This window comes from Paraclostridium benzoelyticum (assembly GCF_001006285.1).
Taxonomy (GTDB): Bacteria; Bacillota; Clostridia; order Peptostreptococcales; family Peptostreptococcaceae; genus Paraclostridium; species Paraclostridium benzoelyticum.
Genome location: NZ_LBBT01000251.1, coordinates 1 through 25,623, shown reverse-complemented (window position 1 = coordinate 25,623; position 25,623 = coordinate 1). Strand labels below are relative to the sequence as shown.

27 protein-coding genes and 1 pseudogene are annotated in these 25,623 nt (G+C 27.2%); 24 read left to right on the top strand and 4 right to left on the bottom strand.

Annotated elements, in window-relative coordinates:
- Positions 1-155 precede the first annotated feature (155 nt).
- Positions 156-821 (top strand): hypothetical protein, encoded by a 666-nt coding sequence (locus VN21_RS12765; protein ID WP_046823578.1) that lies wholly within the window; start codon positions 156-158, stop codon positions 819-821.
- Between the two features lie 64 nt (positions 822-885).
- Here the strand turns inward: VN21_RS12765 and VN21_RS12760 are convergent, their stop codons facing one another.
- Complete coding sequence (locus VN21_RS12760; RefSeq protein WP_035117452.1) at positions 886-1,095, bottom strand: cold-shock protein; 210 nt, start codon at positions 1,093-1,095, stop codon at positions 886-888.
- Positions 1,096-1,197: 102 nt separating this feature from the next.
- On the bottom strand, positions 1,198-2,472 hold the full coding sequence (locus VN21_RS12755) for an amidohydrolase family protein (RefSeq protein WP_046823577.1): 1,275 nt from the start codon (positions 2,470-2,472) through the stop codon (positions 1,198-1,200).
- 204 nt (positions 2,473-2,676) lie between these two features.
- Here VN21_RS12755 and VN21_RS12750 point away from each other — a divergent pair, with 204 nt between their 5' ends.
- The 7 genes from VN21_RS12750 (at position 2,677) to VN21_RS12715 (ending at position 11,521) form a co-directional block, all read left to right on the top strand.
- Positions 2,677-6,918, top strand: coding sequence for a 2-hydroxyacyl-CoA dehydratase (locus tag VN21_RS12750; protein WP_046823576.1), 4,242 nt, complete (start codon positions 2,677-2,679; stop codon positions 6,916-6,918).
- A 205-nt stretch (positions 6,919-7,123) separates the two neighbouring features.
- Positions 7,124-7,675, top strand: coding sequence for a GNAT family N-acetyltransferase (locus VN21_RS12745; RefSeq protein WP_161794398.1), 552 nt, complete (start codon positions 7,124-7,126; stop codon positions 7,673-7,675).
- A gap of 66 nt (positions 7,676-7,741) precedes the next feature.
- Complete coding sequence (locus VN21_RS12740) at positions 7,742-9,046, top strand: hypothetical protein (protein ID WP_046823575.1); 1,305 nt, start codon at positions 7,742-7,744, stop codon at positions 9,044-9,046.
- 79 nt (positions 9,047-9,125) lie between these two features.
- Positions 9,126-9,485, top strand: coding sequence for an arsenate reductase family protein (locus VN21_RS12735; RefSeq protein ID WP_084822139.1), 360 nt, complete (start codon positions 9,126-9,128; stop codon positions 9,483-9,485).
- A gap of 147 nt (positions 9,486-9,632) precedes the next feature.
- Positions 9,633-10,007, top strand: coding sequence for a GntR family transcriptional regulator (locus VN21_RS12725; protein WP_046823573.1), 375 nt, complete (start codon positions 9,633-9,635; stop codon positions 10,005-10,007).
- 12 nt (positions 10,008-10,019) lie between these two features.
- Positions 10,020-10,874: an ABC transporter ATP-binding protein gene (locus VN21_RS12720; protein ID WP_046823572.1), complete on the top strand. Its 855-nt coding sequence runs from the start codon at positions 10,020-10,022 to the stop codon at positions 10,872-10,874.
- Between the two features lie 2 nt (positions 10,875-10,876).
- Positions 10,877-11,521 carry an ABC-2 transporter permease gene (locus tag VN21_RS12715; RefSeq protein ID WP_046823571.1) on the top strand — a complete coding sequence of 215 codons (645 nt, stop codon included), beginning with the start codon at positions 10,877-10,879 and terminating at the stop codon, positions 11,519-11,521.
- A gap of 24 nt (positions 11,522-11,545) precedes the next feature.
- Here VN21_RS12715 and VN21_RS12710 read toward each other — a convergent pair whose 3' ends face one another.
- A complete protein-coding gene (locus VN21_RS12710) occupies positions 11,546-11,785 on the bottom strand; it encodes a hypothetical protein (protein ID WP_046823570.1) in 240 nt (79 codons plus the stop codon).
- A 214-nt stretch (positions 11,786-11,999) separates the two neighbouring features.
- On the opposite strand from VN21_RS12710, the gene VN21_RS12705 reads away from it, so the two are divergent.
- The 12 genes from VN21_RS12705 to VN21_RS12650 all read left to right on the top strand — a co-directional run bounded on the left by VN21_RS12705 (position 12,000) and on the right by VN21_RS12650 (position 21,761).
- The gene (locus tag VN21_RS12705; protein WP_046823569.1) at positions 12,000-12,518 is read left to right on the top strand and encodes a hypothetical protein; all 519 of its coding nucleotides are present in this window, start codon (positions 12,000-12,002) and stop codon (positions 12,516-12,518) included.
- A 217-nt stretch (positions 12,519-12,735) separates the two neighbouring features.
- On the top strand, positions 12,736-13,545 hold the full coding sequence (larE, locus tag VN21_RS12700; RefSeq protein WP_046823568.1) for an ATP-dependent sacrificial sulfur transferase LarE: 810 nt from the start codon (positions 12,736-12,738) through the stop codon (positions 13,543-13,545).
- Between the two features lie 9 nt (positions 13,546-13,554).
- Entirely contained in the window at positions 13,555-14,712 is a 1,158-nt protein-coding gene (locus VN21_RS12695; RefSeq protein ID WP_046823567.1) for a THUMP domain-containing class I SAM-dependent RNA methyltransferase, read from the top strand.
- Between the two features lie 57 nt (positions 14,713-14,769).
- Positions 14,770-15,168 (top strand): hypothetical protein, encoded by a 399-nt coding sequence (locus VN21_RS17925; RefSeq protein WP_052952061.1) that lies wholly within the window; start codon positions 14,770-14,772, stop codon positions 15,166-15,168.
- A gap of 75 nt (positions 15,169-15,243) precedes the next feature.
- Positions 15,244-15,870 carry an HD domain-containing protein gene (locus VN21_RS12685; protein WP_046823565.1) on the top strand — a complete coding sequence of 209 codons (627 nt, stop codon included), beginning with the start codon at positions 15,244-15,246 and terminating at the stop codon, positions 15,868-15,870.
- On the top strand, positions 15,871-17,244 hold the full coding sequence (locus VN21_RS12680) for a hypothetical protein (RefSeq protein ID WP_046823564.1): 1,374 nt from the start codon (positions 15,871-15,873) through the stop codon (positions 17,242-17,244).
- A gap of 19 nt (positions 17,245-17,263) precedes the next feature.
- Positions 17,264-17,965 (top strand): cell wall metabolism DNA-binding response regulator WalR, encoded by a 702-nt coding sequence (walR, locus tag VN21_RS12675; RefSeq protein WP_046823563.1) that lies wholly within the window; start codon positions 17,264-17,266, stop codon positions 17,963-17,965.
- The gene (locus tag VN21_RS12670) at positions 17,965-19,386 is read left to right on the top strand and encodes a sensor histidine kinase (protein WP_084822126.1); all 1,422 of its coding nucleotides are present in this window, start codon (positions 17,965-17,967) and stop codon (positions 19,384-19,386) included. The genes walR and VN21_RS12670 overlap by 1 nt, the downstream gene beginning before the upstream one ends.
- Before the next feature lie 13 nt (positions 19,387-19,399).
- On the top strand, positions 19,400-20,137 hold the full coding sequence (gene truA / locus VN21_RS12665) for a tRNA pseudouridine(38-40) synthase TruA (RefSeq protein ID WP_046823562.1): 738 nt from the start codon (positions 19,400-19,402) through the stop codon (positions 20,135-20,137).
- A 45-nt stretch (positions 20,138-20,182) separates the two neighbouring features.
- Positions 20,183-20,491 carry a GIY-YIG nuclease family protein gene (locus VN21_RS12660; RefSeq protein WP_046823561.1) on the top strand — a complete coding sequence of 103 codons (309 nt, stop codon included), beginning with the start codon at positions 20,183-20,185 and terminating at the stop codon, positions 20,489-20,491.
- 191 nt (positions 20,492-20,682) lie between these two features.
- Positions 20,683-21,432, top strand: a complete 750-nt coding sequence (locus VN21_RS12655) for a carbohydrate deacetylase (protein ID WP_046823560.1) — start codon at positions 20,683-20,685, stop codon at positions 21,430-21,432.
- 2 nt (positions 21,433-21,434) lie between these two features.
- The gene (locus VN21_RS12650) at positions 21,435-21,761 is read left to right on the top strand and encodes a PTS lactose/cellobiose transporter subunit IIA (RefSeq protein ID WP_021431142.1); all 327 of its coding nucleotides are present in this window, start codon (positions 21,435-21,437) and stop codon (positions 21,759-21,761) included.
- A 42-nt stretch (positions 21,762-21,803) separates the two neighbouring features.
- On the opposite strand, the gene VN21_RS18940 is transcribed toward VN21_RS12650, so the two are convergent.
- Complete coding sequence (locus tag VN21_RS18940) at positions 21,804-22,700, bottom strand: collagen-like domain-containing protein (RefSeq protein ID WP_052952060.1); 897 nt, start codon at positions 22,698-22,700, stop codon at positions 21,804-21,806.
- A 348-nt stretch (positions 22,701-23,048) separates the two neighbouring features.
- Between VN21_RS18940 and VN21_RS12640 the strand changes: the two genes are divergently transcribed.
- From VN21_RS12640 to VN21_RS17915, 4 genes and pseudogenes are all read left to right on the top strand, one after another.
- Positions 23,049-23,363 (top strand): PTS lactose/cellobiose transporter subunit IIA, encoded by a 315-nt coding sequence (locus VN21_RS12640; RefSeq protein WP_021431140.1) that lies wholly within the window; start codon positions 23,049-23,051, stop codon positions 23,361-23,363.
- Positions 23,364-23,412: 49 nt separating this feature from the next.
- Entirely contained in the window at positions 23,413-23,739 is a 327-nt protein-coding gene (locus tag VN21_RS12635; RefSeq protein ID WP_021431139.1) for a PTS sugar transporter subunit IIB, read from the top strand.
- A 130-nt stretch (positions 23,740-23,869) separates the two neighbouring features.
- Complete coding sequence (locus tag VN21_RS12630; RefSeq protein ID WP_046823559.1) at positions 23,870-24,820, top strand: N(4)-(beta-N-acetylglucosaminyl)-L-asparaginase; 951 nt, start codon at positions 23,870-23,872, stop codon at positions 24,818-24,820.
- A gap of 19 nt (positions 24,821-24,839) precedes the next feature.
- Positions 24,840-25,623 (top strand): annotated as a pseudogene (locus tag VN21_RS17915) (M20 family metallopeptidase); the annotation flags it as partial.

The window sequence follows — 25,623 nt, the reverse complement described above, 5'->3', positions numbered from 1 at the left end:
ATATATAAAAAAAGTCGATTTTAAAAAATCGACTTTTTTTGTGCAACAAAAAAATAATAAAAATAAATTAATTTATTGTATACAAAATTAAAAAAATATAGTAAAATAATAAAATAGTAAAAAGGTTAGAATTCTAAGTAAACAAGGAGGAAACTATGAAAAAGAGATTAATTTTGATGACTGCATTAATTTCAACTATGATTTTAACAGGTTGTTCAAATGATAATATAAAAGAAAAAAAGGAAGAAAAAACGACTACACAGGAAAGTAGCGTGGATATTGATGTGGCAGGAAAAATAAGAGATAAATTTGATGAGCTTGATACAGATTCTCATATAAGTTCTTTAACTGAGTTTGCACATAGTTTTTCTGATAAAGTTGATTCGGCTAAGGATACATTAAAAGATGCAAATAATGCCTTGGATTCAGCAGGAGATTTAACTGCAGGATTAGACTCTAAAATTAATGATGCAAATAGTAAAATAAGTAGTGCTAGAGGAGATGTTGATTCAGCTAGACATAAAGTGAATTCTAAAATAGATAATGCTACAGATAAAGTTAATTCAGCATCAGATAAGTTAAGCACAGCAAAAAATAAAGCAGATAGTGCAAAAGATAAAGTAAGTGATAAAATAAATAAAGCAGATAAAGATGTAAATAATGCAAAAGATAAAGTTAATCAAATAGATAAAAATATAAACAATACAAAAGATAAAGTTAATAATAAAGTTGATGACACGAAAAATAAAATTGAAGACACGAAAAACAAGATAGATAGTATAAAAAATGATATATCAGATAAAATTCACAATAGACACTAGACAAAACGAAGATTGCAAAAAAAATTCTTACTGTAACATATATTATACAGTAAGAATTTTTTATTTACATTTTATGAACATTTATAGCAGATAAACCTTTTGGAGCATCTATTACATCAAAGCCTACTTCTTCTCCTTCGTGTAAATCCTTACAATGTCCATTTTCCTTAACATTAGAAAAATGAACAAAGACATCGTTTCCATCGTTAGCTGATATAAATCCATAGCCTCTATTATTATCGAACCATTTAACTACGCCTGTGAATTTTGACATACAAAAACTCCTTTAAATTTTATTTAGATAAAACATTAATAATTTATCTAAACATAGTATTTACGGTTAAAGATTTTTAATAGGAGAAAATATATGTAAAATTTAATAAAATTTAGGATATGAGATTTCTTCTCCTCTTACATATCTATGAATAATATTTCTATCATCACCTATATATATAAATCTTTCTAACCTTTCAATTAAACTATAACTTTTAGGATTTAAATTATGATCATCTAAAATTAAGGCATCAAAGTCATAATCTTTTTCAAAACTTCCTACCTTTCCAAAGAAGCTTCCTCCACCTTTTGTAGCCATATAAAAAGCCTCTGAAAGAGTTAAGAAGTCTACTTGCTTATCTGAATTAACCCATAAAAGTTTAGAACATTGTATAGCATTTACAATAACTTTAAATATAGACAAATCATGGCCTCCACTAATGTCTGAGCCTAGTGCTATATTAATATCATTATCTAAAAATTTTCTAACAGGCATAATGCCGCTTCCCAGATTTAAATTCGAATTCGGGCAGTGAACTGCAAAGACGTTATTTTTTTTCATAAGTTCTAATTCTTTATCACAAGAATAAACACAATGAGCCATTAACGTTTTAGTTTGGCCGAATAAGTTAAATCTATTATAAGCATCTCCATAAAATTCAGACTCTGGTTGAAGTTGTCTAACCCAATCTATTTCTCCTAAATTCTCAGATAGATGAGATTGAGTAGGGGTATTATACTTAAGTGCTAAATCTCCTAATGATTTTAAAAGTTCACTATTGCAGCTAGGTATAAATCTTGGTGTGATTATAGGGTTAACCAGTGCATCAGTATTATAATAATTTTCTAATATATACTCAGTATCAGAAATTGACTTTTCTGTAACCTCTAATAAGTCGTCTGTGCAGTTTATATTCATATTGACTTTTCCTACAAAAGCACCAAGTCCGCTTTGATTAAATAAATTGATAAGTCTTATGCTAGACTCTTTGTGAACAGTAGCAAAAACCGCTATTCTAGTTGTTCCATGCCTCCAGACCTCTTTTATGAAATTTTTATAAACTTTATCTGCATATTCTATGTTTTTAAATTTGCTTTCTTCAGGGAATGTGTAATTATCAAGCCAAGGTATTAACTCTTTATCCATAGCCATTCCTAAATTTCTAAATTGAGGTGCGTGACAATGTAAATCATTCATTCCTGGAATTATTAAATTATCACTAAAATCTATAACTTCAAAATTTTGATATTCAATTGGTAAGTTTTTATATAAATCTAATATTTTTCCATTTTTAACTAATATAAAACCATTTTCTATTATTTCAAATTTATCTTTAATTTTCGTGAATAATATATTCCCCTTATATATTTTAACCATAAATACCTCCTGATATGTGTAAAAAATTATAATAATTGTTAATTTAATTATAATATACATACAATTAAAAATTAAATTAAAAAAAAGTTCGAATTAAGAAGACTTTAAATACTATAACTAAAAATAGTATATGTAATATGATGAAGTAAAAATTCATATTTTATATTGATAATCAATTTGGCCTAAATAATGGGGGGAGATTTTATGGTAGATGATTTCCATATAGGTATCGATATTGGATCAACTACAGTAAAAGTTATTGTATTAAATGATAGTAAAAATATGATATTTAAATCATATAAAAGGCATTTATCAGATATAAAAAATTCAGTTATAAGTTTATTAAGTGAAGCCTATGATAGTGTAGGTGACAATAGAGTATCTGTTGTTATAACCGGATCTGGAGGTATGAAATTAGCAAAAAAATTAAATGTAGAATTTGTTCAAGAAGTAATAGCAAGTACAAAGGCGATTGAAACTTATAATCCAGGAACTGATGTGGTTATAGAACTTGGTGGAGAAGACGCTAAAATAATATATTTGACTAATGGTATAGAGCAGAGAATGAATGGAATATGCGCTGGTGGTACAGGGTCTTTTATAGATCAGATGGCAATATTATTAAAAACTGATGCTAAAGGGCTAAATGATTTAGCTAAAGACTATAAAAATATATATAGCATAGCTGCTAGGTGTGGAGTATTTGCTAAAACAGATATACAACCACTTATAAATGAAGGAGCTAGACAAGAAGATATAGCTGCTAGCATATTTCATGCTGTAGTTGTCCAAACGATTAGTGTATTGGCCTGTGGAAGAAAAATTAAAGGTAATGTTGCATTTTTAGGAGGACCACTATATTTTTTATCAGAACTAAGAAATAGGTTTATAGATGTACTAAAATTAGAGAAAGATAATGTTATATTTCCTGAAAATGCACAGTTGTATATAGCGATGGGTGCTGCATTGTCATATAAAAACGACTATGTGTTATTTAGTGATTTAATAAAAAACATAGAAAGTTTAAAAGATATAGAAGATGTAGTTAGCTCTGACATTAAACCATTGTTTGATAATGAAAAAGAATATGAAGTTTTTAAAAATAGACATAAGAAAAATATAGTAAAATCAATAGATATATCAACATATAAAGGTAAATGTTTTTTAGGAATTGATGCTGGGTCTACAACTACAAAAGCTGCATTAATAGATGAAGGTGGCAATTTATTATTTTCAGAATACAAAAGTAATGAAGGGGATCCTTTAAAATCAACTATAGGTATTTTAAATAATCTATATAGTAAGTTATCAAGTGAAGCAAAAATCGTGAATTCTGTAGTAACAGGATATGGAGAGGGGTTAATTAAAAGTGCATTGAAAGTTGATTTTGGAGAGATAGAAACTATAGCACACTATAAAGGAGCTAAATTTTTCTCACCTAAAGTTGATTTTATATTAGATATAGGCGGGCAAGATATGAAATGCTTAAAAATAAATCAAGGGGTAATTGAAACTATCATTTTAAATGAAGCTTGCTCATCTGGATGTGGGTCTTTTTTAGAAACATTTGCTAAGTCATTAAATCTAGATATAAAAGAATTTGCTACAAAGGCGTTATTTTCAAAACATCCAGTTGATTTAGGATCAAGATGCACAGTTTTCATGAATTCTAGAGTAAAACAAGCTCAAAAGGAAGGAAATTCAGTAGGAGATATAAGTGCAGGCCTTTCTTATTCTGTTATAAAAAATGCATTGTACAAGGTTATAAAAATGAAATCACCTGAGGATATTGGAAGTTATCCTGTTGTACAAGGAGGGACTTTTTATAATGATTCAGTTTTAAGATCATTTGAAAATTTAACATGTAGAGAAGTTGTAAGACCTAATATAGCTGGTATAATGGGAGCTTTTGGTGCAAGTATAATTGCAAAAGAAAAGTATAATGAAGGTTATATAACAACACTTTTAAATAAAGAATCTATGAACTCTATAAATTTAAAAATAAGTACATCTAGATGTAAGGGGTGTTCAAATAATTGTTTGCTTACTATAAATGATTTTGGAAACTCAGAAAAATTCATATCTGGAAATAGATGTGAAAAGGGGATAGGATTACATAGGAAAGAAAAAGTTGATATAAATTTATTTGATTATAAATATAAACGAGTGTTTAATTATAGAAATTTGGATGAAGAAAGCGCAATAAGAAAAGAAATTGGAATTCCTAGAGTTTTAAATATATATGAAGATTACCCTTTATGGCACACTATACTTACAAATTTAGGATTTAGTGTTGTTTTGTCAGATGAATCTTCAAAGGGAATCTATGAGCAGGGAATGGACTCTATTGCATCAGAATCTGCATGTTATCCTGCAAAGTTAGTTCATGGGCATATACAAAATTTAATAAAAAAAGGTATCAAAAATATATTTTATCCATGTATTAGGAGTGAGAGTAAAGAATTTAAAAATGCTAACAATAGTTTTAATTGCCCTGTTGTAATGTCATACTCAGAAGTAATTAAAAATAATATTAGTGAGATTAAAGAAAATAAAATAAATTATATTAACCCATTTTTACCTATACACAATAAAAATTCTTTAAAGAAACGACTTTTAGAAGAATTAAATAAAATAAAAAAATATGATGAAGAATTTTTAGAAATTAGCAAAGAAGAGATACATAAAAGTGTAGAATTAGGATTTGAAGAATATGAAAAATTTAAATCTGATATGAGGTATATGGGAGAAAAAGCTATAGAAACTATAAATAAAAACAAAAAAAGAGGTATTGTGTTAGCAGGAAGACCATATCATATAGATCCAGAAATAAATCATGGAATACCAGAGTTGATAAATTCACTAGATATGGCGGTTTTAACAGAGGATAGTGTTGCACATTTAGGAAAATTAGAAGAACCTTTAAGAGTAGTTGATCAGTGGACATATCACTCAAGACTTTACAGAGCTGCAAATTTTGTGAATTCTCAAAAAAATATAGAGCTTGTGCAATTGAATTCTTTTGGATGTGGACTAGATGCAGTTACAACTGATCAAGTTCAAGAAATTTTAAATAGAGAAGGTAAAATTTATACATGTATAAAAATAGATGAAGGTAACAATTTAGGGGCAGCAAAAATAAGATTAAGATCATTAAAAGCATCTATAGAAGAAAGAGATATTAATAGTTTAAACATAGACAAAAGGAAAAAAACATATATAAAAGGAAAACTAAACAAATTTACAAAATCAAATTATACTATATTAATGCCACAAATGTCGCCTATTCACTTTGAATTGGTAGAACATGGAATTAAATCTTGTGGATATAACATTGAAGTGCTTAAAAACTATGATGGGGCTATAGAAGAAGGGTTAAAATATGTTAATAATGATGCTTGTTATCCTGCAATAATCGTTATAGGGCAGTTGATAAAAGCTGTTAAAAGTGGAAAATATGATTTAAGTAAAACTATGGTTGCAATAACACAAACAGGAGGTGTTTGTAGAGCTACAAATTACATTGGTTTTTTGAGAAAGGCATTAAGTGATGCAGGTTATGGAGAGATTCCAGTAATATCATTATCTTTAAATGGAGAAGAAAAACGAAACTTATATAGTGTATTTTCATTAGGACTTATAAACAGGGTAATGATGGCAGCTATTTATGGAGATTTACTTATGAAAGTTTTATATAGAGTAAGACCGTATGAACAATATAAGGGTAGTTCAAATAAACTTTATCAAAAGTATCTAGAAATTTGTAAGGATAGTTTAAAAAAGGCTAATCTATCTAACTTTAAAGAAAATGTCTATAACATAGTTAAAGACTTTGATGAATTGCCTATAAATGAACAAAATAAACCTAGAATTGGATTGGTAGGAGAAATTTTGGTTAAATTTCACCCACTGGCAAATAACAATATTGTAGATGTTTTAGAGGCAGAGGGAGTCGAAGTTGTTGTCCCAGAACTAATGAATTTCTTTTTAAGCTGTGCGTATAATACTTATTATAAGTCAGAGTACTTGTTAGATAAAAAATATAAAAAATTAGGCGGAAAGCTAATGAAAGATACAATAGAGTTGTATCAAAAACATTACCTAAAAGCATTAAAAAATAGTAAAAGATTTAGTATGTCAGATGGAATTGAAACATTAGCTAATAAAGCTTCTAAGATAGTTTCAGTTGGAAATCAAGCAGGAGAGGGATGGTTATTAACAGCTGAAATGGTAGAACTTATAGAGAGTGGAGTAGAAAATATTGTATGCATGCAACCTTTTGCTTGTTTACCAAATCATATAACAGGTAAGGGGGTTATTAAGGAACTTAAACGAATTTATAAAAATGCAAATATTGTCCCAATTGATTATGACCCAGGAGCAAGTGAAGTAAATCAAATTAATAGGATTAAACTTATGTTGTCCACATCATTTAAAACAATGTAAAAAAGAAGATGTATAAACTACATCTTCTTTTTAGTTTATTCTTGGAAATATACTTACAAATAAATTATATATAGTTAAAAATAGATATTATTACCAAATTTAATATTATAATATAAAGGTGTTTAAAAGACATTTAGCGAATAATGTAAGATTGTAGAGATTTGAAATGTGGAAATTTTAAAAATTTAATAAGGAGGACTGATTGTTGATATACGTATTTAGAAATTTACCAAGTTTACATACTGAAAGGTTGATACTTAGAAAAGTGCATAAAAATGATATCAATGAATTACATAGATGTTTATCAAATGACTATCTATCAAAATATATGTTAATAGACTTTGATAAAAGTATAAACACTACAAAGAAGATGCTAGATAAAATAATAAATGGATATGAAGATGATAAGGCTACTCCTTGGGGAGTTACATTAAAAGAAGATGGAAAGTTAATTGGTATGTGTGGATTTTCAAGTTATAGTGAATTAAACAATAAGGCTGAAGTTGGATATATATTAAATAGTGAATATTGGAACAAAGGAATAATAACAGAAGCTCTTTGTAGTGTTATAGATTTTGGGTTTGAAAATATGAACTTAAATAAAATAGAAGCTAAATGTATATCAGGAAATTTTGCATCTGAAAAAGTTATGATAAAAAATGGAATGCGTTTAGATGGTATATTAAGAAGTGATAGACTTCATAAAGGTATGTATACAGATTTAAAACTTTATTCAATTTTGAAACAAGACAAATAAATGTTGTTTATTTGTCTTATATGTTATAATATTAAGACAACTATGTAAAATGAAGGTGGGCTAAAAATGAAGGTAGTAAAAGAAGCTATATCGTCTCCTTATTTAGAATATGGAATTGATGAAGATATAGTTATTCATGAAGGAAATTTTTGCATTTACCTAGATAAGCTATATAAATGTAAGGGCCGGATCTACTATAGAATTAGTCCTCCCATATGTATAAACTTTGAAGCTAAAATACTAGGTCACAAAAATTTAGATTTAGAAAATCTTAAAGAAGATTACTTGGAGGGGATTATAGAAGTTCATGGATATCAACCTTTCCAAGTTAATATAAATAGTATACAAAAAAATTATATAGATGGATATGTTAGCAGCGGAATAATAAAATCAAAAAATAGATATGTGGAGTACATAGATTTTCATATTGTGAATTTTGACAAAAAGCAAGGAACCCTTATAAAGTATATGGATAAATTGTTTGCTGGAAGAATTGAGTTTGAAATAAGTGGATATGAGATAATAATTGATAAAAGATATGATTATAAAAAAGAATTATATGAAGAGTTAAGATTTAAAAATGGTAGTATAATTACACATATAGGAAGAATAAAAAGAAAAGATAATAAAGTATTCAAGTCAACATATATATTTAAGCTATTAGATGAGATATCAGATACGCTTAGCTTTTTAGCTGGAAGATACATAGGTATATGTATGGTAATGGGATATAAAGATAATCAGAATACATTTAGATTATGGAAGGAGTCTTTAACAACTCCATTTAAATATGTGCCTACATGGTCTGATACTATAGCAAATCATCATAATATTGAAAAATATATGAACTTAATGTGCAGAAAATTACATGATTCTTACTATGGGCCAGCATTAAAGCATGTGGTAGACTGGTACATAGAATCTATAGATAATATAAGTATAGAAAATAATGTTGTATCTTTACAAATTGCTCTAGAAACCTTGTCCTATGTTGTTATTGTTGAAAAAAATAAAATTTTAACTGATTTAGAGTTTGAAAAAAATACAGCTTCTGACAATATAAGAATCTTATTAGATGCGTGTAGTATATACTATGGGAAAGAAGAATTAAATTTATTCAATGAATATATTTATAATAAGTTCAATGATGGAGTTGATATATTTACATATTTTAGAAATAAAGTTGTTCATCCAACACGAAAAACTAAAAGAGCTAATTTAACAGTTGAAGATATGTGGAATATACTTCAAATAGGAACTAGATACGTTGAATTAGTAGTTCTATATATCATTAATTATAAAGGCGAGTATTCTAACCGCTTAAATGATAGATGCTATGGAGAAGTTGAAGTTGTCCCATGGAATGATTAAATTTTATTTTAATAAAATGTTTTAACATGTAGAAAACTGTGTAATAATATAAAAAATACAGTAAAGGAAAGTGATATATATGTTAAAATTTTATGGATATTCTAGATGATCTACAGTTAGGAAAGCCAAGGCTTGGCTTAATGATAATAATATAGATTTTGAGGAAATAGAAATAGTAAAAAATCCTCCTAGCAAAGAAGAATTAGAAATTATGTATAAAACAGGTAGATATGAATTAAAAAAATTCTTTAATACTAGTGGAGTTAAATATAGAGAACTTGGGCTTAAAGATATAGTTAAAAGTGAAAGTGATGAGAAATTACTAGAAATTTTAGCCAGTGATGGAATGCTTATAAAAAGACCTATAGCATTTGATGGAAAAAATGTGCTTATAGGATTTAAGGAAGATGAATGGAAAGAAAAACTTTTAATAAAATAAAAAAAGGACCTTTATATAAAGGTCCTTTTTTTATTTTATTAAATTTAAAGAATGTAAAGTTGACAATAGTGTGTATAAAGTGTATATATATAATATACACAGTTTATACACACTGTACATATTATATTAAAGAAATGAGGTGTGAAATTGAATATAAATATAAGTAATACATCTACAACTCCACTTTATGAACAAATTAAAAATCAAATTAAAAATCAAATTCTAGATTCTACACTAAAGCAAGGAGAAGGGTTGCCTTCTATAAGAAATTTTGCAAAAGAACTAAAGGTAAGTATTATAACTATAAAAAGGGCTTATGAGGAACTTGAAAAAGAAGGATTTATAGAGACTATTACGGGAAAAGGAACGTTTGTATCCATGCAAAATAAAGATAGGTTAAGAGAAACTGCTTTATATGAGATAGAAAATAAACTTGAAATAGTTATAAAACAGGCAAAGTCAGTAGGTATAACTTTAGAAGAAGGTATAGAGATATTTAAAAGTTTATATGAAGAAGTCTAAGGAGGTTAATATATGAGTGCTATAGATATAAAAAATTTAAATAAAACACTAGGAGATTTTAAATTAACAATAAATGATATTGAAATAAAAAAAGGATATATAACTGGATTTATAGGGCCTAATGGTTCAGGGAAAACAACAACTATGAAGTTGATTATGAATATGTTGAAAAAAGATAGTGGAACTATAAAAGTATTTGGTAAGGAAAGAAAAGCAGATGATATTGATGTAAAAGAATCTATAGGCTACATAGGAGATGTATCCGGATACATGCAAGAGAACAAATTGAAAAATATAAAAAAGGCAATAAAACCATTTTATAAAAATTGGGATGAACAACTATATAAAAAATATATAATAAAATTTAAATTAAATGAAAACAAAGTATATAAAGCACTTTCTAAAGGTCAGCAGAAGAAATTTGAACTTGTAATGACTTTATCCCATCATCCTAAGTTAATAATAATGGATGAACCAACAGCTAATTTAGACCCACTAGTAAGAAACGAATTTCTTGAAATTTTACAAGAACATATAGAAAAAGAAGAAGCTACAGTATTTTATTCAACTCATATAACATCTGATTTAGATAAAGTAGCAGATTTTCTGGTATTTATATACGAAGGTAATATAATACTTTCAGGAGATAAAGAAAGTATATTAGAAAATCACAAAATAATAAGAGGTAAAAAAGAGCTGTTAGACATAGATACAAAAAAAGAATTTATATCATATACTGAAAATTCTTTTGGATTTAGTGGTATGACTTCAAATGTGAAAAATGCTTATGAAGTATTTGGAGAAGAAGTAGTATATGATAATGCAAATTTAGAAGATATATTAATGTATTATACAAAGGGGTGTTAATTATGGTAAATATAATAAATCTTACTAAAATGAGTTTAAATAATTTAAGCTCGGTTATAAAAAGTATTGGTCTTGTATTTTGTATATGGATTATAATATCGATATTTTCTCCGTCATTTTTAAGTATGCTATTTTGTATGGGTTCATATTTAATCGTATATCAAACTATGGCATATGAAGATATGCATGGCATAGACAATCTTATATCAACACTTCCGGTAAAAAGAAGTGAGTATGTAATATCTAGATATGTTTTGGGAATATTTGGGGCAATAATATCTATGATTTTATTATTAGGAGTATACTTTAGTATAAGCAAAGTTAATAAAACTGATGTGTCTTTAGAATTATTAATAATAACAGGGGTATTGTCATCGGTATTAGTTATATCAGTTATAATACCTGTAGTTTTAAAGTTTGGCGTAACCAAAGGAAAAATAATAAATTTTTTAGTGGTTTTTTTACTAATTGGAGTAGGAACAGGTATTATACAAGAAGCTAGCTCAGATAAAGAATTTATGGATACTGTTATTAACATAATAAGTTCATTAGGTTTTCCTATAGTTACAAGTATATTAAGTTTATTTATGATAACAATATCTATGATAATAAGTTTAAAACTATATAAAAGTAAAGAAATAAAATAGTAATATAAAAAAGGATTAGATTATCTAATCCTTTTTTTCTGGTATATAAATTTTTGGTATGTACAAAGTTATATTTTCTAAGCTTGTAATAGACTCATAAATAATTTTAGCATTATCTTCTATACTATTACTTGTGAGATTTAATGTTAAAATTATTTTTGATAAGTTTTTAATTTCTAATATATTAGTATTTTCTATAAACCCAATTTTTATATTTTTATTACATTTAAGTAGATCATTTAAATGTTTAGAATCTAAAGTCATAATATCCCCTCCCTGATAAGTTTATAATATAATATATACGTAAAAAACTCAAATAAAAACAAAGTATTACAATATGAACAAATTTTATAAAAATTTTGAATGGAAATTGGATATTTTTAGTATTAAAATTCAGAATCATATGATAATATTTTAGATGTAATTAAAAGTTTTAGTTAACTATATTGTTTTTAAAATCTAAATAGGGAGGCAGCTGATGGGGGAAAAACAAAATAGCTCTATGATAAAATCTCTTTCAATTATAATTGCAGTACTATTTTCAATAGAAATAGTTACATATACAATGGTATATGTAAACTTAAAAAGTAATTCTAATAATGTAACAAAGGACATAATGTTTTTTATTATACCACCTATTGTATATATGATGGCATTTTATATATCTTTTAAGTCTATTGAAGATGAAGAAAACTCGATTTTTTCTACATTGCTAAGTATTTTAGCAGCATGGACTCCGTTTTTTTTAGTACCAACTTTTATAGATAATAGTTTATTAGAAACGCTATTTACCAACTTAGAGATAGTTACACTATTGCCTAAGATATCTATAGCTATAGGAGTGATATCAACTTTAAAAGGTATTGGGGCTTATACAATTAAATCTAAAAAAGAAAAAGAAGCAAGAAGAGAGAGAGAATTGCAAATAAAAAGAGAAAGGCGAGAACTTTATAATCAAGAATTATTAAAGCATAAAAACAGAAGAAGAAATTATTAAATTTATATATCTAAAGTAGCACGTATTTTAAGTTAAATAAATAAAAAGAGTTGTCTTATCAATTGAGACAACTCTTTTTTATTTTAATACTATATAAAGGTAAAAAGTCAAATAAGAACAAAATATTACAATATCGACACATCTTCTAAAATGTTTGATTAAAAACTATATATTGTATATAATTAAATGTATTAGAAAATGGGGGAGGTATGTGGGAATGGATACTTCAAATAAGCTAAATATTCTAAAGAATAAACTTAAAGAAATGGAAAGTGTTTTAATTGCATTTTCAGGTGGCGTAGATAGTACTTTTTTATTAAAAGTGGCACATGAGGCATTAGGAGATAAATGCGTAGCAGTTACGATACATGCTATGATGCATTCAAATAGAGAAATAGAAGAAGCTAAGGAATTTACAAAAGCATTAGGTGTAAAACATATAGTTATAAAAATTGATGACTTTGATGTTAAAGAATTTATTGAAAATGATGAAAAAAGATGTTACTACTGTAAAAAAACTATATTTACGAATATGAAAAATATAGCTAAAGAGAATCATCTAAATTATGTTTTAGATGGAACAAATTTAGATGATTTAGGAGATTATAGACCAGGCTTAAAAGCATTGGAAGAGTTAAATATAAAGAGTCCTTTAAAGGATAGCTTATTAACTAAAAAAGAAATTAGAAGCTTATCAAAAGAACTTAATGTTCCTACATTTAATAAGCCTGCATTTGCATGCTTAGCTACAAGAATACCTTATGGAGAAGTTATAACAAATGATAAGCTTAGAATGATTGAAAAAAGTGAAGAATACTTACAAGATTTAGGATTTAAACAATTTAGAGTAAGAGTACATGGCGATTTAGCGAGAATAGAAGTAGAAGAAAATGAGATACATAAATTTTTTGATAAGAATTTATTAAAAACTACACATGATAAGTTTAAAGATATTGGATTTAGGTATATAACTTTAGATTTATTAGGTTATCGAATGGGCAGTATGAATGATAGTATTAAGCAATAGGAGGAAGACATGAAAAATTACACATTAATAACACCATGTTTTTTCGGTATAGAAAAAATATTGAAAAATGAAATATCCAACTTAGGTTATGAGATAATAAAAACTGAAGATGGAAGAGTGACGTATAAAACAGACGAGAAAGGAATAGCAATGTCTAACATATGGCTAAGAACTGCTGAAAGGGTTCTTTTAAAAGTTGCTGAATTTGAAGCTAAAACTTTTAACGATTTATTTGAAAGTACAAAAGCTATAAATTGGGCAAAATATATTCCGTATGGTGGAGAGTTTCCTGTATCAAAGGCATCTTCAATAAAATCTAAATTATTTTCAACTTCAGACATACAAGCAATTGTAAAAAAAGCTGTAGTAGAAAGTTTAAAAACTAGTTATCAAGAAGATGGTATGTTACCTGAAACTAAAGAAAAATATCCAATACAAGTGTTTATTCATAAAGACATAGTAACTATAACATTAGATACAAGTGGAATGGCACTTCATAAAAGAGGATATAGAGAAGTATCAACAAAGGCTCCATTAAGAGAAACTATTGCATCTGCTATGGTACAGTTAACGCCTTGGCAGCCAGGAAGAATATTTGTTGATCCTATGTGCGGATCAGGAACTATAGTAATAGAGGCTGCTATGCTAGGACTGAATATGGCTCCTGGACTTAATAGAGAGTTTATATCTGAAAAGTGGACTACTATGGATAAAAATATATGGTGGGATGTAAGAAAAGAAGCATTTGAAAAAATGAATACAGATGTAGATTTTAAAATTCAAGGATATGATATAGATAAAGAAGCTGTTATGATAGCTCAAAAAAATGCAGAACTTGCAGGTGTAGAAGATTATGTAGAGTTTAAAGTTTTTAATGCTAAAAACTTTGAAAGTGAAGAAAAATTTGGATTTATAGTTACCAACCCTCCGTATGGGGAAAGATTAGAAGATAAGCAAACTGTAAAAAAACTATATAAAGATTTAGGTTATGCATTCAAAGAACTTAAAACATGGTCTTATTATATGGTTACTTCATATGAAGACTTTGAAAATGCATTTAATAAAAAAGCTACAAAAAAGAGAAAATTATATAATGGTAGATTGAAAACTTATATATATCAATATATAGGTCCTAAGCCACCTAAATATATGAATAATAACAAATAATTACAAGCCCTCTTAAATATAAATATAGTGTAGTAATAAATTTAAGGGGGGGTATGTATGAGATTATCAGCTAAAAAAAATAGTAAAGTTCAACCTAGAAAAAGAACTAATAAGAATAAACATAACAAAGTAAAAGAAGTATCAAAAGAAGAAATAGTATTAAATGATATTATGGATAAAGAAGATAAGGAAGCTGAAATAGTATTAAATGATTTAGTTCCAGAAAGAGATAAATCAAAGTATGGCATAAAATCTAATTCAAATAATAATCAGAAAAAAAATGGAATTAAGCTAAATTTTAATTTATTTCCAAAAAACAATAAAGTTAATGCTTCTAATAACAAATCTAGAAATAATAAAGTTATAAAAAATGAAGAATTAACAAAAAATAAGGAATCTGAAGAAATTGAAGAAGAAACAAAAGTTAGAGATGAAATAGATAACTCACAAGAATAAAAATTCAAAACAAGAGCTTATTTTAATAAGCTCTTGTTTTGAAAATTTAAAAACTAACATAAGGATGTGTATACTATGAGTCAAGAATTAACTTTTAAAGAAATTAGTAATCATTTAATAGAAGATGAAAGACCTTCTTTATATATAAAAAAAATACTTTCGGATGATAGATATTCTTTTGAACTTAAAGACAAACTTTTAAAGCTTGAAACAATAGATCAAAACCTAAAATATCATCCAGAGGGAAATGTTTTGAATCATGTGCTATTAGTTTTAGATAATGCAGCTCAAATAAAAAACTTTTCTAAAAATAGTTTAGCTTTTATGTGGGCAGCCTTACTTCATGATATTGGAAAGCTTACTACTACTAAAATTAGAAAGGGAAGAATTACTTCTTACAATCACGATTTGGAAGGAGAAAAAATTTCTAAACAAATTTTAGACAAGCTTACAGATAATGAGGATCTAAAATATACAGTTTCTAAATTAGTTAGATATCATATGCAACCATTATTTTTTGATAAAAATTTACCTTTTTTTAGTTGGAAAGAAATGCTAAAAGAAATTGATTATAAAGAAGTTGCGTTAATATCGATGGCAGATAGATTAGGGAGAGGGAATATTACTAGTGAAACCAAGAAAAAGGAGCTAGAAAATCTAGAGAAGTTTAAAGCTTATTTAAAAACTAGAGAGGAAAAATAAATGAAGCTATTTAAATTAATTGTATTGATTTTATTTGCAGGATTTTTAAATGTAGGATGTACCACAAATACAGCATCGCCTGAACAATTAATCAGAAAGCCTTTGTATAATGAACAAAAATTAAAATTAAAATACAATATAGAAAGTGCCTTAAAAGGATCAAAACCATTACTACCTAAAAACTCTTCAGATGTATCTTCTATAAATGAAGTTGATTTAGATAAAAATAAAGTAAATGAATTAGTTGTATTTCAAAAGAAAGAAGATATAGATGAAGGAAGTGTAAAAGTTGGCTTTTCAATAATGAATTATGGAAAAGACAGTGTATATTCTACTGTAGATGAATATTTAGTTACAGGTGAAAGTATTGAGTATGCATACTTTTCTGATTTAGATAATGATGGAAATAAAGAAATAATAATATTAACTAAAAATGGGAATAAGAGTACTTTAGACATATGTCAATTTAAGGATAATAAGATAACTAGACTTTATAGGTTTGATCCAAATTGGATAAAGGATTCAAATGAATATACTGATACAAAGGTATACATAGATAATTTAGATGATGATGGGACACCTGATATAATTATAGCTAGTTTAAATCCAGAAACTCATAAAATGATAGTTAGTCTAACTTATTTCGATAAATATATAAGACTTAAAGACTATACAACAATAAACGATGTAAAAAGTTTAGACAATGTATATATAGATATAAGAAAAGTACGAAAAGATAAAAAAGCAATTATCTTAGGATATAAGCCTTTTACAGGTGGAGAATCCTATATAACTCAAATATTGTATCTAAGTGGAAATAAATTGATGAAAGCATTTGATGAGAAAGATATAAAAACAAAAAATCCATATTATATGGCTCCAGAAGATATTAATTACGACGGAGTTGTAGAAATACCTATAATAAATAATAATACTAGAGGATACAATAAAAAAACATCTGCTAATGTAAGTTGGTATAGTTGGAATGGAAAAGAGAATGAAGAATCAAATTTAGTTTTTGTAAGTCAAGTTTATTACAACTATTCAAACAATTTTAAATTGCTTATACCTAATATTTTAGCCAATAAAATATATATTGAAGAAGTTCCAAAAGATAATAAACTATATTTTGAATTTATGTATTATGATACTCAGCATACAGAACCTATAAAGTTATTTACTATTAGTAAGGTAGATAAAAATAATGTTGAAGAAAGTAAAAGTGCTAATTCGAATACTAATAATGGAGGATATATAATTTTAGAAAATGACAAAGCATCATTCATGTTGCTTGTAAATAGTCCTGAAGTATTAAAAAAATTAGATATATCAAGTGAAGCAATAAAAAAAGATTATTTTTTACCTATTTATTAGGATAGAGGGAGGAAGTATTATGAATGAAAAAATCTTAATTTTAGAAGATGAAATAGGCATAAGAAGTTTTGTAAGCATAAATTTAAAAAGAGAAGGTTATGAGGTTGTAGAAGCAGGTACTGGACAAGAAGCTATAGATAAAATCACAAATGAAAAAAACATATCTATAGCATTGCTAGATGTTATGTTACCTGACATGAGTGGAATAGATGTATGTAAGCATATAAGAAGCAACTTTGATTCAGTGGGTATTATAATGCTTACAGCTAAATCTCAAGAAGAAGACAAAATAGAAGGTTTTATATCTGGAGCGGACGACTATATGGTTAAGCCGTTTAGTATAAAAGAATTACTTATGAGAGTAAGTGCTCTTTCAAGACGAATCAATAGAGAGGCAAATGCAAAGAATAAAAGTATAATAGAAAGTGGGCCTTTCGTTCTAGATTTAGAAAAAAGAAAATTAACTAAGAACAATTCAGATATAGAGTTAACTCCAACAGAGTTTTCAATAGTTAAGTTTTTAATAACAAACGAAAAGCAGTCTTTAAGTAGAGATCAAATTTTAGATGAAGTATGGGGTACTAACTATTTATATGATTTTAAGATAGTTGATGTAAATATCAGAAGAATAAGAAATAAAATAGAAGATGATCCATCAAAACCTAAATTTATACAAACGGTTTGGGGATATGGTTACTGTTGGAGAAAGGAAGAACAATAGTGATACACTTTGAAGGACTTAGAAAAAAAATAATAAAAAATTATTTTATAATAATTATTATAACTGTAACACTATTTGAAGGGCTATTTATATTCTATGCTCAAAATTACTATTATGATTCAATAAAAAGAACACTTATGCATCAAGCTAGCAACACTGATAGCATATATAGTGGATATATGGGAGATAGTTCATTTGAGCAAAAGGTTAATAATTTATATGATAAAAGAGATATAGATAGTGATTCAAAGATGGCGTTAGAGATAATAGATAAAAAGAAGAATATTATAATTGACCAATATGGATTTAGAAGTAGAGAAAAAGCTCATTATGAAGATGTAAATGAAGCTCTAAAAAACAAAACAACAACAAGTACATATAGAATAAAAGATACTGGAGAACATGTTATGAGTATTTCAGTACCTTTAAAATCTAATAACCAAATTGAAGGAGTAGCAAGATATACTGTTTCACTAGATTACATTGATAGAACTATATTTAAGATAGTTTTAGGTCTAATACTTGCAGGTATATTTATTTTATTAATAGCTATATCTATAAGTTTAAAATTTGCATATACTTTGATTGATCCATTAAGTGAACTTAAAAAATTTGCAAATGAATTAGCTCATGGTAATTACAATATAAGATTAAAACCAAGAGCTATAATTGATGATGAAATTGGAGAACTAGCAGAAACATTTGAACATATGGCAAAAGAAATTGATAAAAGTGAAAAGCTAAAAGAAGAATTTATATCATCGATTTCACATGAATTAAGAACTCCTTTAACATCTATTAAAGGATGGAGTGAGACTTTAGGGTATGAAGGAATTGGAAAAGAAGAGTTAGACTTAGGTCTAGGAATAATTCAAGATGAAACAGAAAGACTTATAAAACTTGTTGAGGAACTTTTAGACTTTTCAAGACTATCATCTGATAGAATTAAACTTCAAATAGATATGGTAGATATTCAACAATTAGCTTTTGGAGTGGTAAATCAATTAAAAGTGAAATCACAAGAAAAAAATATTTCATTAAGTTGTGAAGTTGAAGACACTCAAATGAGACCGATACAAGGAGATAAAAATAGACTAAGACAGGTTCTTATAAATTTAGTACAAAACTCTTTAAAGTTTACATCAGAAAATGGATATGTAAAGGTTATAGTTCACCAAGAAGAAGACTATACAACCATTAGTGTTGTTGACAATGGAGAAGGTATAGAAGAGCACAATTTAGAAAAGGTATTAGATAAATTTTTCCAAGAAAATTATAATAAAGCAGGTAGTGGTTTAGGACTTGCTATAAGTAATGAAATCGTAAAATTACATGGTGGAGAAATGAAAATAAAAAGTAAAAAAGGTGAAGGTACATGTATTATATTTACATTAAAAAATACATTACTGGAGTCTGTATAGAAAGAGGATAAAAATGAGAAATATTAAAATCACTATTGAGTATGACGGATCAAGATACAAGGGATTTCAAAGATTAAAAGATAATGATAATACGATACAAGGAAAGATTGAAGCTGTACTTAGCAAAATGGCAGATGAAAAAATAGAAATAATTGGATCAGGAAGAACTGATATGGGTGTTCACGCTTACAACCAAGTAGCTAACTTTAAAACAAATTCTAGTTTATCTGTTAAAAAAGTTAATGATTATTTAAATAATTATTTACCAGAGGATATAGTTATAAAAAATGTTGAAGAAGTTGATGAAAGATTCCATTCAAGATATAATGTAAAGCAAAAGGTCTATTTATATAAAATAAATAACTCTAAAACTCAAGATGTTTTTCTAAGGAAATATAGTACTTATATAGAAAAACCATTAGATATAGAATTAATGAAAAAAGCTAGTGAGTATTTAGTAGGAGAGCATGATTTTACAAGCTTTGCATCTTCTAAATCAAAAAAGAAATCAAATGTAAGAAATATACATAGTATAACTATCAATAAAAATAAAGATATGATAGATGTATTCGTAGAAGGTAATGGTTTCTTATACAATATGGTTAGAATAATAGCAGGAGCTTTAATAGATGTTGGATTACACAAAAAAACTCCTGAGGATATAAAACTTATGTTAGATAAAAAAGATAGAAGTAAAGCATCAGATACAGCTCCAGCTAAAGGCTTATACTTATATTCTGTTAAATACTAATTATTAAGCAGCTTTTAGCTGCTTAATTTATTTTTTGGAGGGAAAATGTATTACACATATATAATAACTTGTAAAGATGAAACTTATTACATTGGATATACTAGCGATATTAAAAGAAGAATTAATGAACATAAAATAGGAAAGAACTCGAAATATACTAGAGCAAGAGGATTTAAAAATTTAGAAATATACTGGAGTAGTAATTCACGTAGTGATGCAATGAAGCTAGAATGTTTTTTGAAAAAGCTTACGAGGTTAAATAAAACTAAACTTATAAATAATCCTAGTTTACTATATGATAAATATAAAGTGGATTGTAGAAAATATATGTTAGAGGTGTTAGATGAATTATAATTTCAAAAATTATTAAGTAGTAGTTTGTATAATTATAGACTGAAATAGACTTTGTACACTAAAAGTAAATAAAATTTAAAATAAAATTAAAAATAAAATTTAAAAATAATATTGATTTTTGTATATGAAAATGTTATTTTAAATATGTAAACGTTTTACCGAAGAAAGAGGAAGAGGGGAGAGGGGTATTTGTGACAAATATAATAATCAATGCAGATGATTTTGGCTACTGTGAAGGTGTAAATCAGGGTGTTATTTCAGCATATAAAAATGGAGTTGTAACTTCTTGTAGTATAATGGCGGGCATGCCTGGTTTTAATCAAGCTGTGAAGCTTTTAAATGAAAACAAAGGGCTTGGTTGTGGAGTTCATATGACTTTGAGTTGTTATAAACCGGTTTTAGATACACATAAAACTTTGGTAGATGAAAGTGGATACTTCTTCAGGAGGATAACAAAAGAAAAGTCTATGGAATTTGATTTAGATGAGGTATACCTAGAACTTTGCTCACAAATAGATAAAGCTATAGGTGCTGGAGTTAAAATAAGTCATCTAGATAGTCATCATCATATACATACACTTGAAGAATTTAGACCAGTAATTGAAAAAATATTAGAAAAATATAAGTTACCTATAAGAGGTGGATTTGAATATGAAATTAGCTATGATAAAGTAGTTCCACTTATAGATAGTTTTTATGGGGAGAATATAAGTAATGATTATTTTAATAATAACATTGACGATATAAAAAAATTTAAAGTTGTGGATATAATGAGCCATCCTGCATTTGTAGATGCTTTTTTATCAAAATCAACCTCATATTCTATACAACGAACATTAGAACATGAAATATTAACTTCATTTGAACTAAAACAGTTTTTTGAAGATAATAATATAAACTTAATTAATTATAACAATATAGGGGAAAGTGAAGGTATTTAATTATGAATGAAAAGATTTTTGAAATATCATTTGGTATAATAGGTCATGCAGGAGATGCTAAAAGTACAGCATATGAAGCGTTAGGGGAAGCTAAATTAGGCAATTTTGAAAAGGCAAGAGAATTATTAAAAGAAGCCAATGAAACATTAACTAAGGCTCATAGATTTCAAACTGAGTTAATTCAAGCAGAGGCTAGCGGAGAAAAAACTGAAATGGGAGTTGTATTAGTTCACTCTCAAGATCATTTAATGACAACTATGAATTTTTTACAATTAGCTAAAGAATTTGTTGATATGTATGAATTTATATATAGTAAATTAGAAAAATAATAAAAAATAAAAGCGCTTATTTATAAGCGCTTTTATTTTTTATTATTTTTTACTAGATGGAGCTATTTTTTTCTTATTAGGTTTGTAAGGTACAGGGTTAACCTTATTAGGAACTTCTACGGATTCACCCTTAGGGCCTTGGGGACCAACATCACCTTTATCACCCTTAGGACCTTTAGCACCAGTAGAACCAGTGTCACCCTTAGGACCTTTAGCACCAGTAGAACCAGTGTCACCTTTAGGGCCTTGAGGGCCAGCAGCACCAGTATCACCCTTAGGACCTTGAGGGCCAGCAGCACCAGTATCACCCTTAGGACCTTGAGGACCAGCAGCACCAGTGTCACCTTTAGGACCTTTAGGACCAGCAGCACCAGTATCACCCTTAGGACCTTGAGGGCCAGCAGCACCAGTATCACCCTTAGGACCTTGAGGACCAACATCACCTTTATCACCTTTAGGACCTTGAGAGCTAGGTAATGTTAATATTTCAGACTTATTTATATTACACAATGGATTAACATATACTTCTTTACCAAAATCAACATAGTCAATAGCTGATAATTTTATACATATAGGACCTTTTCCTGAAGATGTAGTTCCATATATACTACATGGAGTAATTTTTTTTACCTTCAACCTTAAAATACAATCGCTATTAGAAAGTTTAAAACCAAGTATTCTACCTACGCATCCAACCAAATTTTTATATAAATCTAAATCACAAGCATAATAAAAAAACATTTGGCTCTCATTACAATTTAAAGAGCTGCTTTGGCAAGTGTTACAATTATAGTTTTTGTCTGGATAATTGTCACAATCAAAAGTTTCAAGTTCAAATAAATTTGAGGAACTTTTGTTTAAGTTACAGCTGTCACATTCACAGTATTCTGATGTACATTTTTTTTGTTTACAAAAGTTGTAGTCACATTTTTTTTGCATAAAAACACCTCATATATTTTAATTAATAGGCATATCCTATCATTATATCTATATGCAATAGGCGTAAGGTTTGAAACTAATTGAAAAAATATAAATTAATAAAGAAATTTTTTTTTACATAAATGCAAAATACGCTATAATATATATATAACCCTAGTAATTAAGACAAAAATAGAAAAAACCCTTGAAAAATAAACTAAAAATAAGAAATAAAATGTAAAATAAAAATTAATTGTAAAATTTTTTAAAAAAATACAATTTACTATTTCCTTTTTTAAAAGTCTATTGTAAAATATACTTAAAGAAAACGTTAACAATAACAAAAGACCTTAGTAAGGTGGTGAAAATATGAATTATCAAGATAAAATACTAAAGGTTATAATTCATGCAGGAAATGCGAAATCTCATATATATGAAGCTTTACATTGTGCTAAAAAAGGCGACTTTAAAAAGTGTGACGAATATATGGAAAGTGCAAATGAAGAAATTTTAGAAGCTCAAAAAATTCAAACTAGTTTAATAAATAAAGATGCTGAGGGGAAAAATGTCGAAATAAGCATGCTTTTAATTCACTCACAAGATCATTTGATGACATGTCTAAGTGAGAGGAATTTAGTGAAAGAAATTATAGACTTAAGAAAAGAGCTTAAATTAAATAAGTAATTAACAATATTAAAATAAAAATATATTAGACTTTTAGGAGGAAATTAAAATGAATAAAAAAATATACTTATTTTGTAGTGCAGGGATGTCAACAAGTTTATTAGCAAGTAAAATGCAAAATGTTGCAAATCAACATAATTTACCAATAGAGGTAGAAGCATTTCCGTATGCCGATATAGATAAAATAGTAGAACAAAAAAATCCAGACTGCATACTACTTGGGCCTCAAGTTAAATTTATGCTAAAAGAAGTTCAAGAAAAATTTGATGCAAAAACTCCAGTAGATGTTATAAATAGTCTTGATTATGGAGCTATGAATGGAGAAAAAGTTTTAAAGACAGCTATAAAGATGATAAAAGCTCGTCAGGCTAAATAATCATAGCATAAATTCAAGGGAATATAAGTGGGTTAAAAATAAAGTAAATATATTAAAATTAGAAGTTTTATTCTAAAAATAAAAGCCTTGGGAAACCAAGGCTTTTATTAAACATATGGAGGGATTAATAATGTGGGGGATAATAGCTACTTGGAGAATGGCAATTGAGGGAATTAATGAAAGTGCGCAAAAATTAAGTAAAGGAATGGATGCAGGAGATGCAATTGAACATGCTATAAAAATAGTAGAAGACTATCCATTTTATAAGTCAGTAGGATATGGTGGTCTTCCAAATGAAAATTGTGAAGTAGAGTTAGATGCAGCATATATGGATGGAAATTCATTATCTATTGGAGCTATTGCTGGAATAAAAAATTTTGCAAATCCTATATCAATAGCTAGAAAGTTAAGTAGTGAAAAAGTAAACTGTTTTTTAATAGGAATAGGGGCAGAAGAATATGCTCACAAAAATGGATTTGAAAGAAAAGATATGTTAAGCGAAAGAGCTAAAAAACATTATAGCAAGAGAAAAAGAGAAATACTAGAAAAAGGATTAAGCCCATATATAGGTCATGATACCGTTGGAATGGTATCTCTAGATTGCAATGGTAAAATGTGTGCAGGGACATCAACTAGTGGATTATTTATGAAAAAAAATGGAAGAGTAGGAGATTCTCCATTATCTGGGTCCGGGTTTTACGTAGATAGTGAAATCGGAGGAGCCACTGCTACAGGATTAGGAGAAGACCTTATGAAAGGCTGTATATCATATGAAATAGTTAGGCTTATGAAAAGTGGATTAAGTCCACAAGAGGCTTGTGATAAAGCTATTTGTGAGCTAGATATAAAACTTTTAAATAGACGAGGTAAAGCTGGAGACTTATCAGTAGTTGCTATGAACAATAAAGGTGAATGGGGAATTGCAACGAATATAGATATCTTTAGTTTTTCTATTGCAACTCAAAACCATAAACCGACAGTATATTTAAGTAGTCGTATCAAGGGGAAAAGTATACACAAAGTAGCATCAAAAGAATGGTTAGATGCGTACTCTTTAAGAATAAAAGCACCTATAGAATAAATAAGAATTGAGGAATTTTATGAATATCATGGATGATAAAATAAAAGAACTAAAAAGAGACTTGATAAATGATATTATAGAGAGTGAGAAAAATCCTTTTGAAAAAGAACTAGAGGTGGTATTAGAAAAAACATTGGAAATTGCTAAAAAGTTAGGATTTAAAACTGAAAATATTGATGGAGACGTTGGATATGCTGAATATGGAATGGGAGATGAGTACATATTTGTAATATCTGTATTGAATAATAAACACTCCATAATGAGTTTATTATATGCACTAAAAACTATAGAAAAATATAAAATTAAATTGAAAAGAAAAGTTAGGATAATATTTGCAACTAATGGTGAATCTGGAATTAACCATATTAAATGTTATTTGAAAAAAGATAAATCGACTATAGATATATTTGAATCAGATTGTAAATACTCTGTAGTATATTTACAAGAAGGAATTGATAAATTTACTATACAAAATTACTTAGACATAGCAAATATAAGAATCCACCAAGATGTAGAAATAGACAAAAACATCAAATACTGCTGTATTGAAGTTCCTAAGGAATATATATATGAGGATATAATATGTTATTTAGAAAATAAGGCAAATTCTGAAGACGGGATTATAAGTACATATAAAAATATAAATATTAAAATAAATGAAACACATGTAATTATAAAATCTTTTAAGAATAGTGATATTGCTAAAACTGGTATATATGGAAATAATGTTTTAATCAATTTAGTAAACTATTTAGTAGAAGAAAATTTTATAGAACATCAAAGACTAAGTAACTATTTTTTAT

Coding starts and splice junctions, on each gene's coding strand:
- VN21_RS12765 (WP_046823578.1), top strand. CDS start 156: ATGAAAAAGAGATTAATTTTGATGACTGCATTAATTTCAACTATGATT.
- VN21_RS12760 (WP_035117452.1), bottom strand. CDS start 1,095: ATGTCAAAATTCACAGGCGTAGTTAAATGGTTCGATAATAATAGAGGC.
- VN21_RS12755 (WP_046823577.1), bottom strand. CDS start 2,472: ATGGTTAAAATATATAAGGGGAATATATTATTCACGAAAATTAAAGAT.
- VN21_RS12750 (WP_046823576.1), top strand. CDS start 2,677: ATGGTAGATGATTTCCATATAGGTATCGATATTGGATCAACTACAGTA.
- VN21_RS12740 (WP_046823575.1), top strand. CDS start 7,742: ATGAAGGTAGTAAAAGAAGCTATATCGTCTCCTTATTTAGAATATGGA.
- VN21_RS12720 (WP_046823572.1), top strand. CDS start 10,020: ATGAGTGCTATAGATATAAAAAATTTAAATAAAACACTAGGAGATTTT.
- VN21_RS12715 (WP_046823571.1), top strand. CDS start 10,877: ATGGTAAATATAATAAATCTTACTAAAATGAGTTTAAATAATTTAAGC.
- VN21_RS12710 (WP_046823570.1), bottom strand. CDS start 11,785: ATGACTTTAGATTCTAAACATTTAAATGATCTACTTAAATGTAATAAA.
- VN21_RS12705 (WP_046823569.1), top strand. CDS start 12,000: ATGGGGGAAAAACAAAATAGCTCTATGATAAAATCTCTTTCAATTATA.
- larE (WP_046823568.1), top strand. CDS start 12,736: ATGGATACTTCAAATAAGCTAAATATTCTAAAGAATAAACTTAAAGAA.
- VN21_RS12695 (WP_046823567.1), top strand. CDS start 13,555: ATGAAAAATTACACATTAATAACACCATGTTTTTTCGGTATAGAAAAA.
- VN21_RS17925 (WP_052952061.1), top strand. CDS start 14,770: ATGAGATTATCAGCTAAAAAAAATAGTAAAGTTCAACCTAGAAAAAGA.
- VN21_RS12685 (WP_046823565.1), top strand. CDS start 15,244: ATGAGTCAAGAATTAACTTTTAAAGAAATTAGTAATCATTTAATAGAA.
- VN21_RS12680 (WP_046823564.1), top strand. CDS start 15,871: ATGAAGCTATTTAAATTAATTGTATTGATTTTATTTGCAGGATTTTTA.
- walR (WP_046823563.1), top strand. CDS start 17,264: ATGAATGAAAAAATCTTAATTTTAGAAGATGAAATAGGCATAAGAAGT.
- truA (WP_046823562.1), top strand. CDS start 19,400: ATGAGAAATATTAAAATCACTATTGAGTATGACGGATCAAGATACAAG.
- VN21_RS12660 (WP_046823561.1), top strand. CDS start 20,183: ATGTATTACACATATATAATAACTTGTAAAGATGAAACTTATTACATT.
- VN21_RS12650 (WP_021431142.1), top strand. CDS start 21,435: ATGAATGAAAAGATTTTTGAAATATCATTTGGTATAATAGGTCATGCA.
- VN21_RS18940 (WP_052952060.1), bottom strand. CDS start 22,700: ATGCAAAAAAAATGTGACTACAACTTTTGTAAACAAAAAAAATGTACA.
- VN21_RS12640 (WP_021431140.1), top strand. CDS start 23,049: ATGAATTATCAAGATAAAATACTAAAGGTTATAATTCATGCAGGAAAT.
- VN21_RS12635 (WP_021431139.1), top strand. CDS start 23,413: ATGAATAAAAAAATATACTTATTTTGTAGTGCAGGGATGTCAACAAGT.
- VN21_RS12630 (WP_046823559.1), top strand. CDS start 23,870: ATGTGGGGGATAATAGCTACTTGGAGAATGGCAATTGAGGGAATTAAT.